This window comes from Steroidobacter sp., assembly GCF_036402275.1.
GTDB lineage: Bacteria > Pseudomonadota > Gammaproteobacteria > Steroidobacterales > Steroidobacteraceae > Steroidobacter.
Genome location: NZ_DASWTF010000037.1, coordinates 63,572 through 76,449, shown reverse-complemented (window position 1 = coordinate 76,449; position 12,878 = coordinate 63,572). Strand labels below are relative to the sequence as shown.

The 12,878-nt window shown below is 62.9% G+C and carries 14 protein-coding genes; 5 read left to right on the top strand and 9 right to left on the bottom strand.

The window, feature by feature from the left end; translation table 11 throughout:
• Positions 1-81: 81 nt before the first annotated feature.
• From VGD45_RS23860 to VGD45_RS23845, 4 genes are all read right to left on the bottom strand, one after another.
• Entirely contained in the window at positions 82-1,158 is a 1,077-nt protein-coding gene (locus tag VGD45_RS23860) for a FecR family protein (RefSeq protein WP_331157874.1), read from the bottom strand.
• A complete protein-coding gene (locus VGD45_RS23855; RefSeq protein ID WP_331157873.1) occupies positions 1,145-1,681 on the bottom strand; it encodes a sigma-70 family RNA polymerase sigma factor in 537 nt (178 codons plus the stop codon). The genes VGD45_RS23860 and VGD45_RS23855 overlap by 14 nt, the downstream gene beginning before the upstream one ends.
• Before the next feature lie 96 nt (positions 1,682-1,777).
• Entirely contained in the window at positions 1,778-2,599 is an 822-nt protein-coding gene (locus VGD45_RS23850; protein WP_331157872.1) for a pentapeptide repeat-containing protein, read from the bottom strand.
• Positions 2,600-2,720: 121 nt separating this feature from the next.
• A complete protein-coding gene (locus VGD45_RS23845) occupies positions 2,721-3,413 on the bottom strand; it encodes an outer membrane beta-barrel protein (RefSeq protein WP_331157871.1) in 693 nt (230 codons plus the stop codon).
• A gap of 55 nt (positions 3,414-3,468) precedes the next feature.
• Between VGD45_RS23845 and VGD45_RS23840 the strand changes: the two genes are divergently transcribed.
• Together VGD45_RS23840 and VGD45_RS23835 are read left to right on the top strand one after the other, a co-directional pair.
• Positions 3,469-3,954, top strand: coding sequence for a redoxin domain-containing protein (locus VGD45_RS23840; RefSeq protein WP_331157870.1), 486 nt, complete (start codon positions 3,469-3,471; stop codon positions 3,952-3,954).
• An 86-nt stretch (positions 3,955-4,040) separates the two neighbouring features.
• The gene (locus VGD45_RS23835; protein ID WP_331157869.1) at positions 4,041-4,577 is read left to right on the top strand and encodes a zf-TFIIB domain-containing protein; all 537 of its coding nucleotides are present in this window, start codon (positions 4,041-4,043) and stop codon (positions 4,575-4,577) included.
• Here the strand turns inward: VGD45_RS23835 and VGD45_RS23830 are convergent.
• Positions 4,574-5,446: an amidohydrolase family protein gene (locus VGD45_RS23830; protein ID WP_331157868.1), complete on the bottom strand. Its 873-nt coding sequence runs from the start codon at positions 5,444-5,446 to the stop codon at positions 4,574-4,576. The genes VGD45_RS23835 and VGD45_RS23830 overlap by 4 nt on opposite strands.
• 169 nt (positions 5,447-5,615) lie before the next feature.
• Here VGD45_RS23830 and VGD45_RS23825 point away from each other — a divergent pair, with 169 nt between their 5' ends.
• Positions 5,616-7,208: a PAS domain S-box protein gene (locus VGD45_RS23825; RefSeq protein WP_331157867.1), complete on the top strand. Its 1,593-nt coding sequence runs from the start codon at positions 5,616-5,618 to the stop codon at positions 7,206-7,208.
• A 110-nt stretch (positions 7,209-7,318) separates the two neighbouring features.
• Positions 7,319-7,744 carry an Lrp/AsnC family transcriptional regulator gene (locus tag VGD45_RS23820; protein ID WP_349263349.1) on the top strand — a complete coding sequence of 142 codons (426 nt, stop codon included), beginning with the start codon at positions 7,319-7,321 and terminating at the stop codon, positions 7,742-7,744.
• A 2-nt stretch (positions 7,745-7,746) separates the two neighbouring features.
• Here VGD45_RS23820 and VGD45_RS23815 read toward each other — a convergent pair whose 3' ends face one another.
• Together VGD45_RS23815 and VGD45_RS23810 are read right to left on the bottom strand one after the other, a co-directional pair.
• Positions 7,747-8,817: an ornithine cyclodeaminase gene (locus VGD45_RS23815; RefSeq protein WP_349263348.1), complete on the bottom strand. Its 1,071-nt coding sequence runs from the start codon at positions 8,815-8,817 to the stop codon at positions 7,747-7,749.
• 154 nt (positions 8,818-8,971) lie between these two features.
• Positions 8,972-9,304, bottom strand: a complete 333-nt coding sequence (locus VGD45_RS23810; RefSeq protein ID WP_331157864.1) for a hypothetical protein — start codon at positions 9,302-9,304, stop codon at positions 8,972-8,974.
• A 210-nt stretch (positions 9,305-9,514) separates the two neighbouring features.
• Between VGD45_RS23810 and VGD45_RS23805 the strand changes: the two genes are divergently transcribed.
• Positions 9,515-10,114: a YfaZ family outer membrane protein gene (locus VGD45_RS23805; RefSeq protein ID WP_331157863.1), complete on the top strand. Its 600-nt coding sequence runs from the start codon at positions 9,515-9,517 to the stop codon at positions 10,112-10,114.
• On the opposite strand, the gene VGD45_RS23800 is transcribed toward VGD45_RS23805, so the two are convergent.
• Both VGD45_RS23800 and VGD45_RS23795 read right to left on the bottom strand, forming a co-directional pair.
• A complete protein-coding gene (locus tag VGD45_RS23800; RefSeq protein ID WP_331157862.1) occupies positions 10,111-11,775 on the bottom strand; it encodes a M28 family metallopeptidase in 1,665 nt (554 codons plus the stop codon). The two genes, VGD45_RS23805 and VGD45_RS23800, sit on opposite strands and share 4 nt — an antisense overlap.
• A gap of 38 nt (positions 11,776-11,813) precedes the next feature.
• Positions 11,814-12,845, bottom strand: a complete 1,032-nt coding sequence (locus VGD45_RS23795) for an MBL fold metallo-hydrolase (RefSeq protein WP_331157861.1) — start codon at positions 12,843-12,845, stop codon at positions 11,814-11,816.
• Between the last annotated feature and the right edge of the window lie 33 nt (positions 12,846-12,878).

The window sequence follows — 12,878 nt, the reverse complement described above, 5'->3', positions numbered from 1 at the left end:
GGCAGAAGACTGGGTGAGCGATCGTTTCCTCCCCCCTTCTCGTCTGAAGCGGGCGGCAAATGTTTTCAATGCACCGCTGGATCATCGGCGCGCGTCGATGACGATGCCGTCATCGGTTTGCGTGACGCTGATATTCGCGCCGCCCTGGCGTATGAAAGCCAGCAACGTTTCCGTGTCGGTGGCTTCGAACACGCCGCTGACCTTGCGCGTGGCGAGCTCGCTGTCGTTGATCGTGAGTTGAGTTCGGTTGTAACGATTGAACTCGCCCACTACGTCGGCGAGCGTGTCGTTCTCGAAGACAAGTTGACCTTCGGCCCAGGCCAGGGCACGTGCGGTGTCCACGGCGCGAACGGGATTCACGACGCCGGAGCTCGGGACCGTCACTTGTTGGCCGGCAGTCAGGAAGACTTCCGCCGAGAGCGTCTTCCCATCTCGTGTTCCAGCACTGTCTGCCATTCGTTGTTCGAGGACCGCGGCGCTTTTCCCTCGGGCGACTGCTACTTTGCCTTCAGCAACGGTGACAACCACCCCTCGCTTGCCGTTCTCCACGCCGAACGCGGTGCCGACGGCGCGCACGGACGTATGGTCGGCACTCACCAAGAAGGGGCGTTGAGGATTCTTGCTCACGCGGAACAGCGCCCGCCCATGTTCCAAGGTGACTCGACGCAGGTTGTCTTCGAACTTCACTCGCAGCTTCGTTTCGGGCTCCAGTTGCACGACTGTGCCATCGTCGAGCATGACTTGCCGCCGCTCGGCGAGCTCGGTCTCGATGACCTGCCCTCGCATGCCGATGGCGAGCCATGCGCCCAGGATGGCCACGAAGCAGGCGGATGCGGCCATGACCCAGAGGCTGACCGGGGAACGTGGCGGAGCCTCATTGTCTTCAGAAGCATCTTCCAGCTCGCGAAGGGGCACGACGTTGTGCGGCTCGCTGGTAACGTCCGCCTCGACCTCGTTCCACAACTTGAAGCGCTCGAGCGCGTCATGCACTTGCGCGATCCGCAGCAGCTCGGCGACATGCAGGGGCGACTCACGCAGCCATTGCGTGAACGATTCGCGATCGGTCTTGGAGATCTCCGCCGGCCGCTGCAGGCTGAGGCGGTTCCACCACTGAGTCGCCTCATGCGTGGCGCGTGCGCGCCGTTCATTCGCGTCCATACTGGAGTGCTCTCGTCAGTTCGTCATTGAGCTCGCGCCGCAGCTTGCCGTAGCTCTTCTCGAAGTCACGCCGCACGATCCGAAAGGAGACGCCCAGCTTGGCGGCGATCTCGGCCTGGCTCAGTCCCTCCTCGAAATACAGCTTCAGAATGGCCCGCTCGCGAGGCGACAGCGTGTTCAGCGCCCGCTTGATCTCGAGCTGGGCGACCTCGCAGTCCAGCGTCTCCTCGGGGCGGTCCTCGCTGGCCAGCGACGCGAGCCAGTGCGGCTCGTGCGACTGGCGATTGCTGGCCCGGATGCTCCATTCCGCCGCGACATTGGCGGCCATCTTGAACAAGTACGCCTGGGGGTGCTCGACGATCTGGGCGGCGTCATAGCGGAGCAGACGCAGGAAGACTTCCTGCGCCACATCGTCGAAATCCGCCGGGCGCACGGCGCTCCGGCTGGCCAGGAATCGGCGCAACGGGGTTCGCCAGCGGCGAAACCACTCGATGAGCCGGTTCTCTTGATCGGGATGGGACATGAAACAGCTAACGCCAGGCCGCGTGAATCATACACACGCACTCCAGTGCGTCTAAGACTGGGTCATGCCTGAAATCCTCCCCCTCCCCGGATGAGCCTATTGATTTGACATTGTCTCGGGCGTCAAGCCGCGGGTGCCCGTAGTCGTGGCTTTATCCAGCCCGCGAACTGAGCGCAAGGTCGCGCCGGTGAGGTCCGCGTTCGTCAGGTTCGCATCGGTCAGATCCGTGTCGATCAAGACAGCATTGCGAAGATCCGCGCCCGTGAGATCCGCGCCGGCGAGCACGACGCCGCTGAAATCGGCCCGGTACAACGTCGTCCGCAACAGCTTCGCGCGGCTGAGATCCGAGAAACTGAAGTCCGTGCGCGAGAAGTCCGAATCGGAGAAGTCAGCCTCGATCGCCGTCGCGTTCACCAAGTTGGCCCGCATCAACCCCATCGATTGATTCTTCATGTCGGCGGCCGCGTTCATGCGTATCAGCTTCGCCTTGGTGAGATCCGCCTTGCGCAGATCGCCGATCAGCCGCGCGCCAGTGAGATCCGCGCCGGTCAGGTTCGCCCCCGCCAATTGCGTGGAGAACAACACCGCCTCGCGCAGCGAAGCGCCCGAGAGGTTCGCGCCTTCGAGAAAGCTGACGGTGAGATTGCAGCGATCGAGCGTCGCGCCGACGAGCTTCGCGCCGTTCAACACCGAGGCCGACAGATTCGCGCCTCGAAAGTCGACGCTCGACAAATCCAGCTCACTGAGATTCTTGCCATCGACCGCGGGCCGGGCGCCCTGCTCAGTCTCTTTGATCGTCGCGATCAATTCTTCGCGCGTGAGCTTTGGATACCCTTCCCACTGCGCGCCGAACGCCGCAGCCGCGACGATCGCGCAAGCCAGCACACGCCACCGACCGGCTTTGGACCGATGAGTCATGATCGCGCCTCGCGACTGCCCTGTCGTGCATATACGCCCGGCGCCGGCAACATTCAATTGCGCCTCAACGACCTATCCGGCGCGAAGGAAGCCCGGCTGTGCCGGGCTTCCCTGGCCTGTCTCAGAGGCGATAGATCACGCCGAGCGAAATTCGGTCGATGTCGGTCTCGCCGGTCTCATCCTCGTCGCCGACGTCCTTGAAGCGCTGCCAGTCCAGATTCAACGTCCACTGCTCGCCGATGTTCAAGCCGCCACCCACGCCGAAAAAGAAATCACGCGAATCCGAAGAGCGTCTGTCACTGTCCGCGCCGAATCCGGTCAGGGAGATGGCTTGGGAAATCTCCAGGTTGGTGAACAGCACACCGGCCTGCCCGTGCAACTGGAACATCTCTCCCAACGGAAGCATCCCGATGGCCGCGGCAGTAAAGCCGCTCACCTCGACGTCCGCGCTATAGCTGGCCGTCGTGGAAGGGCTCGGGCCGGGCGGATTCACCGTGCCCGACGCGCGATATTCCGACGCGCCCAAGTCGATATAGCCCGCTTCGAGCGAAAAAAATGGCGAGAGGCGATAGCCGCCGAACAACGACCAGGAAACATCCGTGTCCTCCAGGTCGGAACTGCCGGAGGTCAACGGCGCACCGATCTGGGCAAACACGCCTTCGATGCCTGCGTCGTACTCGGCCCGGTCCAGATCGGCCTGCGCCTGCCCGCCCGTCGCACCGAAATACCATCCGGTCGACTCGTTCGCCGCCATGCTCGGTGCGGCGCTCAGCATCATTCCCACTCCCGCTGCAATCATCCCGCGCTTGATCATTCTGCACTCCAGTGTGTTATTTGTTCCGCTTCGCGACTGCACGTGAAAAGAACCCATGCCTAAACTCGACCCTGCCCCGCTCCTGCTCGCCACTGAATGGTTCAACACGCCCGAGGCGCTAACGCTGAACGACTTGCGCGGCAAGGTCATCGTGATCGAAGCATTTCAGATGTTGTGCGAGGGCTGCGTCTCGCACAGCTTGCCGCAAGCTCGTCGTGTCTTTGAAACGTTCAGCCGTGACGACGTAATTGTCATCGGGCTTCATTGCGTTTTCGAGAATCACACGAGCCAGACCTCGGAGGCGCTCGCGGATTTCCTGCGCGAGCATCGCATTCTCTTCCCCGTGGCCGTGGACACACCGGGTGGTCAGGCGTCCTTGCCGAAGACCATGCAGAGCTACGGAATGCAAGGCACGCCCACGACCGTGTTGATCGACCGACAAGGCCGCCGCCGCGCGCAGCACTTTGGCCCGGTCGAGGATCTGAGGCTGGGCGCGGAGCTCGGGACGCTCCTGGGCGAGCGCGATTCGGCCCGCACCTAGGTCGAAACGTAGACTCGCTCACTTAACAGCCAGGCGTGCGTTGGTTATTGTCCGCGACCGACGAGAGCTTCCGCGGAGAAAGCTGAATGAAGTGTCCAGCCTGCAAGACCCCCGACCTGCGGCCCACCATGATCGAGGCGCTGCTGCCGGCCATGGGCTGCGAGCAGTGCAAGGGCTCGCTGGTCGGCCTGTTGTACTACCGGCATTGGGCCGAGAAGCACAAGCCGGAACAGGAGACGAGCGCGCCGGCCACGGTGACGGAAGTGCCGGCGGATTCAGCGAGCGCCCTGCACTGCCCGAAATGTCATCGCATCATGACCAAGTATCGTCTCAGCGGTAGCGTGAACAACCGCCTCGACGTGTGCACCATCTGCGATGAGGCCTGGCTGGACGGCGGTGAGTGGGAATTGCTCGAACAACTGCAGCTCAGCGACAAGCTGCCCTCCGTGTTCACGGACGCCTGGCAGCGCAAGCTGCGCACGGAAGCGAGCGAGCGTACGCGCCAGGAGATTCTGCGCAAGACGCTCGGCGCAGAGGATGCATCCAAAGTCGAGTCGCTGCGCACCTGGCTGAACGCTCATCCCGCCAAGAGCACCATCCTGACTTATCTATATCGCGACTAGCGAGGGGCCGTCGGCTTCGCCGGCGACTTCAAGTCCTCCAGGGAGAACAGGCGGCTGGCGTTCTCCCAGCGGATCTTGCGCTTTTCTTCTTCGGTGAGCGGCAGGCGCTCCAAAGCGTCCACGCCCTGCTTCAAGGACATCTGCGGAAAGTCGGAGCCGAGCAGCAGGTTGTCGATGCCGACATTGCGCAGGGTCCAGACGAATTCGTCTTCCAATGGCGAATCCGCCAGCAACACCACGGTGCCCGCGATGTCGAAATGGATGTTGTTCTCCATGAGCCCTTTGGCCGTACGCGCCAACGGCAGGATGTTCCAGAAACGGAATTCGAGCGCGCCCAGATGCGTGAACACGAAGTGCGTCTTCGGCGTCGCCAGGGCGAGGTTGAACAGCTTCTGGTTGTCACCCGGCAGAATGTTTGCATTGTCCATCAGCACGACGAAGCCGAGCTCGCCGGCGCGTTTACACAGGGCGAGCACGCGCTCGTCGGCGGCGTCGAATTTCTGAGTGTGAGGATGCAGCTTGATGGCCTTTACGCCGAGCGCGTCCAGTCGCGCCAGCTCCGCGAAAGCGGCTTCGCCATCGTACGGATGCACTGAGGCGATGGGCATCAGCTTGGGATAACGCTTCGAAAGCGCGACCAGATCGTCGTTCTTGGCGCGGGTATGGTCCAGCTTGCCGAGCACCGCCATGTGAATTCCGCCGAAACCCGCCACGTCCTGCCCCGCCGATTGCAGCTGGCCCAGATATTCCTTCACCGATTTCTCGCCCTCCCAGATGTGGACGTGGACGTCGAACACCCGATCCTCTGCGGCCAGAGCCAGGCCCGATATCGAGAGCAACAGCAATCCGTGCAGAATTCGCATGAGCATCGACGGCGTCTCCTTTTGTCTTTGGCAACGAGGCCGGTATTGTATGTGTCGGCCCTCGCACCGGCATGCAGAAAATACCGGCCCTGCCGGAACTTCATCGCTCCGAGGCGAGTTACTTGATCTTGGCCCACTGGCCCGTCCAGTGGCATTACACTCACAGTACGACGCCATGGGACCCAAACAAGGGGACACAGCCACCGCCGAATCGCGGCCCGACAAGGGAACCGTCGCCAACAGTCTTCAGAACAGCGGCACTCATCTGGCGCGCCTGATCGAAGGCATCCGCGATTGCGCCATCTACATGATCGACCCGCGCGGCATCGTCGTGTCGTGGAACCCGGGCGCGGAACGCATCAAGGGCTACACGGCCGACGAAATCGTCGGGCGAAGTTTCACCGATTTTTATACGCCCGAAGACCGCGCCAACGGCGTGCCTGCCCGCGCTTTGTCCGCCGCGGAGCAGACCGGGAAATTTGAAGGCGAAGGCTGGCGCCTCCGAAAAGACGGCACCAAGTTCTGGGCCAGCGTGCTGATCGACGCCCTGCGCACGCCCGAGGGCGAGCTGATCGGTTTCGCCAAGATCACTCGCGACATGACCGAGCGGCGGCTGATGCAGGAACAGCTGCATCAATCGCAAAAGATGGAAGCCATCGGCCAGCTCACCGGCGGCGTCGCGCACGACTTCAACAATCTGCTCACGGTCATTCTCGGCAATCTGGATACCTTGGCGCAGCAGTTGCCCCCCGAGCAGGCGCGCTGGCGTCGCTCAGTCGATCAGGCGTTGCGAGCGGCTGAACGCGCTGCCGGACTCACGCAGCAGTTGCTCGCCTTCGCACGCCGCCAGCCGCTCAAACCCAAACCGGTCGAGCTCAATCGGCTGCTGGCGAGCTGGACCGACATGATTCGCAGGACGCTGCCGGAGAACATCAGCATACGACGCGTGGAAGACGACGCCGCGGGGGTCACCGAGGTCGACGCGAATCAGCTCGAAAGCGCGCTGCTGAATCTCGTCGTGAACGCGCGGGACGCGATGCCCAACGGAGGCACGCTGACCGTCGAAACGGCGATGGCGAGCTTCAGCCCCGGCGATGTGAAGCTGGTGCCGGATATGAACCCCGGCAACTATGCCGTGATCTGCGTGACGGACACGGGCATGGGCATGACGCAGGAAGTGCTGGAGCGCGCCTTCGATCCATTTTTTACGACGAAACCGATCGGCCAGGGCACGGGCCTGGGCTTGAGCCAGGTGTTCGGCTTCGTCAAACAATCCGGCGGCCACATCAAGATCTACAGTCGTCCGGGTCACGGCACCACGATCAAGATGTATCTGCCGCAGGTCGAAGACGGCGACGAGCGGACCTCGCAAAAAGGCGCCGCGGTCGACGTGAGCCAGGCGCGCAAAGAGACCATTCTGGTGGTCGAGGACAACGACGCGGTCCGAAGCTTTACCTGCGATACGTTGCGCGATTTCGGCTTCAACGTGATGGAAGCCGTCGACGCCTCCGAGGCGTTGAAGATTCTCGACCGCAATCGCAACCTCGACCTGTTGTTCACCGATATCGGACTGCCTGGCTTGAACGGCCGCGAGCTCGCGGCCACGGTGCAGCGCCGGTATCCCAAGGTCCGCCTGCTGTTCACGAGCGGCTACGCGCAGATGCCCGCGCCCACCACGTCGACCTCGGTCATGGAAATCCCGCTGCTCTCCAAGCCCTTCACGCGGGCGCAGCTGTACGAACGGATCGCGCAATCGCTCGAAAGCTAGCGGCCGACCGTCGCTCGTCCTGGCATTTGCTACCATTGCGCTCTGACGCGCTGGCAGCCGCTATTTCCATGCAGAGCGAATCGAAACCCATCAATGAAAAACGCGTGGCGCTGGACGATCTCGATCACCAGTTGCTCGCCCTGCTGCGCGCCGACGCCCGGACGGCCACCGCGACGCTGGCCAAAAAGCTGGGAGTTTCTCGCGGCACCATCGCGAATCGCATCGCCCGTCTGGAGGCGAGCGGGGTGATCCTCGGCTATACGGCGCAGGTCCGCTCCGACACCGAACCGAGCGGGATCCGGGCCTGGATGAGCATCGCGGTGGAAGGCGACAAAACGCGCGACGTGGTCAAGCGCCTGCTCGGTGAGCCGTCGGTGCGCTCACTTCACGACACCAACGGCCGCTGGGATCTGCTGGCCGAAGTGCATGCCGCCTCGATCGCCGAGCTCTCCGAAGTGCTGGAGCGCATCCGCAAGATCAAAGGCATCGGCAACACCGAGACCAGCATCCATTTGCAAACGTTCAGATTGACGTAGCCTCAAGCGGCGCGTCGCATGCGCGCCCGCCGCTTGCCCGAGCCCAGCGTGCCCCCGAACAAATCCTTGGGATCGTCGAGATCGGGCACCAGATCGATCTGCCGACGCAGCTCGGGCCGTTCGCCGATCAGCTCGTGCAGGAAACGCAGCGCCGAGTAGTCTTCCAGCGCGAAGCCCACCGAATCGAACAGCGTGACCTCCGCCGCAGAGCCACGGCCCTGATGCACGCCGTTCACCACATCGGCGAACTCGATGACCGGCGAGTCGCTCGACAGCTGCTGGATCTCGCCTTCGATGCGCGACTGCGGCTCGTACTCGACGACGATGCGAACATCCTGTCGCTTGAGAATGTCGACGTGCAGCTCGGTCTTGCCCGGGCAATCGCCGCCGACGGCGTTCAAGTGCATGCCGGGTTCGATCATTTCAGGAGTCACGATGACGGCGTTGCGCTTGTCGGCCGTCACGGTGGTGATGATGTCCGCGCCACGCGCGGCATCCGCTGCGGAGTCAGCACGCACCAACGAAATTCCCCGCAACTCCGGCATGGCGCGAAGGTTCTGTGCCAGTTTGGCAGTCGCCTGCGCGTCGACGTCAAACAAACGCAGCTCGCGAATGCCCAACATGCGATGGAACGCGATGGCCTGAAACTCGCTTTGCGCGCCGTTGCCGATCAACGCCATGGAGCGGCTGTCAGGACGCGCCATCCTTTTCGCGGCCAACGCCGACATGGCAGCGGTGCGAAGCGCCGTCGTGACGGTCAGCTCCGAGAGCAGCAAAGGATATCCCGTCGACACGTCCGCCAGCACGCCGAATGCCGTGACGGTCAGCAGACCCTGGCTGGTGTTCTTGGGGTGACCGTTGACGTACTTGAACGAATACAGCCCGCCATCGCTGATGGGCATCAGCTCGATCACGCCGACCGCCGAGTGGCTGGCGAGCCGCGCCGATTTCTCGAACGCGCTCCAGCGCCGGTAATCCGCTTCGATGTGCGAAGCCAGCCGCTCCATGAATTCGCCCGCGCCGATCTGCTCGATTAGGTGCTGGATATCGGCAATGCCGACGTAGTCGACCATGGTCCCGTCCTCGATATTCGACTTGGGCGCGAGCGCGCCTGGTGCAGACATCGTAGAAGCGGGCAATGTCATTCTGAAGGCGGCAGTTTGAGCGGCGCGCGGGGGTTTCTTGGCGAAATGGCAGCCGTTATTGGCGTTGTGGCAATGAGCGGGTCTAGCCGCCCCGGTCTGGCGCCATGACTCCGCCGATGGCCGCGCCGATCAACAGACTGACGCTGGAGATCAGTGCCCACAGGCCGACCGCCAGCCCACCGAAAAAGCCGAGCACCGGGCGGTCGAACGAAGCCAGCAGTCCCCACAGCGACAAGCCCACGATCACCGATGGCAGGATGGCCGCGCTCACTCCCCGGCCCGCAGAACCGGCCTTATAGCCACCGACCGCGCCGCCGATCAGGCCGTTGACCGCGGGCAAAAAGAACAGCAGCAGGCTGATAACTATCATCCAGAGGGCGCTCACTACGATGGAGCTGTCCTGCGATTGCGCCATGTTTCGACTCCCTTGATTGACACATGCTTCTAACCCTTAAGAGTGTAGTCAGTTCCCGGGGCCGGCCGCCACGCCTCATTAATCATCTTCACTACAGCGCCCCTTGAATTGATAACAACGCGCCCGCGGCCCGCTGGGCAAACGGAACATTTCTATTCGAGGCCGGTTGCCCTAGTGCGTGTGCCCGCACGTCACATCGGGGAGCCTCCAATGATTAGATTACTAACGGCGCTCGTGCTCACCGGCTGCGCACTCGCCTTGTTCCCGAGAATTTCGCAAGCGCAGAACAACGAAGAATACGATTCCATCGGCGAGCTGGCCCTGAGCAATGACACGCTGCAGCTGCGCTATCAGAACGACGGCGACCTGTTCGGCATGGACGACAGCATTCTCTCCGGGGCATTTTTCCTGAGCGAGGAGCGCGACACGGTGTTCAGCGCCGGCGTCGGGTTCCCCACGGGCCTGCCGCTCGGCCCTGTGTCGCTGCACGTCGGGCCGCAGGTCTACGCAGCGCTGCTGAATGATGAGAACGAAGATATCCTGTCGATCGGCGTCGGTGCAGCGGCGCGCTGGGTGGTCCTTTCCAACCTCGGCCTCGGCATCGCCGGCCACGCCTACTACGCGCCGGACATTCTCACGTTCGGCTCGGCGGACAACCTCACCGACCTGATGGCTCGCGTCGAGCTCGGCCTGCAATCGCGAGTGCTGGTCTTCGGCGGCATGCGCTGGTTCGAATTCGACCTCACCGAAGGCGAAGGCGAGCGAACCCTGCAGGAGGAGGTGTTCGTCGGATTCGGCTACCGCTTCTAATGATTTGTCGACCGCTCGGCCTTGGACTGTTCGCGAATCGAGTTGAACTCGGAATCGGGTCGCCATTGCGGCCAGCGTCGCGAGTTGCCCAGATCGTGCGCGATGGTGTGAAACAGCTCGACGTCCTGAGCCGCGCCGCGCAGATCCCATTTCGGATCCCAGGCATCGCAGGTCTGGTGATAGCACTTCATGTAGTCGGCCAACCACTTCTCGCCCGCGGCGCGGCCGCCTTCGCGAATATCCGGCGCGCCACTGATCGCCATCAGCAACAGCACCGGCACACCCTTGCGCGCCAAGGGGAAATGATCGGCGCGATAAAACAAACCTCGCTCTGGCAGCGTCTCGGGAGTGATGGTTCTATCTTGAGCCTTGGCGGCTCGCGCCAGATCGTCTTCCAGGTTGCTCTGCCCTGCTCCGACCAGCAATACGTCGCGCGCCGGGCCGGCCGTCTGCAGAATATCCAGCGTCAGGTTCGCCACCATCTTCGACAACGGATACAGCGGTCGCGCTGCATACGCTTGCGAGCCGACGAGGCCGCGCTCTTCCGCGGTCCACGCGCCGAAAACAAACGTGCGCTTCGGGCGAGGCTCACTCTTGAGCACGCGAGCGAGCTCGATCACGCCAGCCAGGCCCAAGGCATCGTCGTTCGCGCCGGGTCGCACCTTGCGGCCTTGCGCATCCGGCGGGCCCATGCCAAACGCGTCCCAGTGCGCCGCCATCATGATCGTCTCGTCCGGATGCTCGCTGCCCGTGATCTTCGCCAGCACGTTGCGGCTCACCGTTTTCTCGGTGGTAACCGGCACGTCCGCGGTCAGCGTTACACCTTTCAGCTGCACTGGCTTGAAATCGGCGCGACGCGCTTGAGTCCGCAGAGCCGCGAGATCCAGACCGGCGCTACGAAACAGTTCGGCGGCCGCCTGGCCTTCCAACCAACCTTGCAGCCTCAACGCGGACGGCGCTTCGGCGTCTTCCACCAACGCGGAGTTTCCACCGCCCGGCGCAACAACCGTCGACCAACCGTAACCTGCGCCTTCGGTGTCGTGAACGATCAGCGCGGCGATTGCGCCACGCCTCGTCGCTTCCTCGTACTTGTAGGCCCAGCGTCCGTAATACGTCATGCGCCGGTCGCCGAATTTCCCCGCGACAGGCTCGCCCGCCGTCGCTGAAAAATCCGGATCGTTGACCAGGGACACCGCGATCTTGCCTTTGAGATCGACGCCTTTGTAGTCGTCCCATTGACGCTCGGGCGCAGTCACGCCGTAACCGACGAACACCAGCGGCGCGTTCTCGATCGTCGCGGTCCGCGAGTTTCGGATGGTGCTGACGTACACGTCCTTGGTCTGCGTCAACGGGCGCGCTTTTCCATTAATCGTCAGTTGCAACGTGCGCGGCTGTTGGAGCTGAGTTCGCAGCAGCGGCACATCCTGAGTCCAGCCGCCATGCTCGCCGCCTGGTTCCAAGCCCAACCCCTGGAACTTCCTTACGAGATAGTCGATGGTCTTGGTCTCGCCCGCCGTCCCAGGACTGCGCCCCTCGAACTCATCCGACGCGAGGACGCGAACAATCTCGGAAAGACGCTTCGGATCGACGCTCTCCGCCGAAGCGATGCCAGACAGGGTTGTGCCGAACAGGGCCGCGCAAATAACGAGGGTCGTCTTCATGGCGGCGTAGGGTAGCACCCGGCGCCGTTATCCCGCGATCATTCCGCGATCAGAGGATACCCCGCTTCGCGCCACGCCTTCATGCCGCCGTCGAGAGCGACCGCGCCTTTGAAGCCCATCTGTCGCAGCGTGGCGGTTGCGAGCGTCGATACTCGGCCGAACTCGCAGTACACGAGGATGCGCCGCGTGGGATCGGTCAGCTCCTGGTTGACGCGCAGTTCCAGTTGGCCGCGAGGCAAATGCATTGCGCCTCGTATGTGACCTCCCATGAAGGCTTCGCGCTCGCGCACGTCGAGCACGATGAGATCGCAGCGCTCCGACTCGACGCAGGCATTCAGCTCGGCGAGCGACATGAAGGGCACGATGGCCGCCGCTTCGGCAAGCATCTGTGCGACCGTCTTGCCGCCGGTCATGTTGGTGCGCAGAGCCTCGGTGATGTGCGTGGGCATCGTGAGATTGAGGTTCTGCATCATCTCGATGAACGCGCCGCGGTCACGTTGCTGCAAACGAGGATTCTCCGCGAGCTCACGGCCGATGGTGGTGTGGTCCCGGCCTTTGTACTCGTGCGCCGGAAACACTTTGGTCGCCGGGTCGAGCTTCAACACGCCGTCGAACAGGCTGTCGTAGAGCGCGCTCGCATCGCCGCTGGGCAAATCGGTTCGTCCGGTGGCGCCGATGAGCAGGGTGTCTCCTGTGAACACGCGATCTTCCACCGTCAGGCACATCGAATCGCGGGTGTGTCCGGGTGTATGCATCGCCTGCAGCCGCAGCTTGCCGATCACCAGCAGCTCGCCGCTTTGCAGACGCAAGTCCACGAAGGGAGCAGGACTCGATCCGTGCATCACCACCGGCACGTTGAGTTGTCGCGCCAGCTGCTGCGTGGCCGAGAAATGATCGGCATGGGTGTGGGTATCGACCAGATATTTGATACGGAGCCCGTCACGCGCGGCCAGTGCGAGATAACGATCGACCTGACTGAGCTCCGGATCGATCAATGCCGCGGCGCAGGTTTCGTTGCAGCCGATGAGATACGAGCGACAGCCCCCAGTGGCCACGGTTTCGAACAACATGGGATGCTCCCCAACACATCGTTTGCGACACTA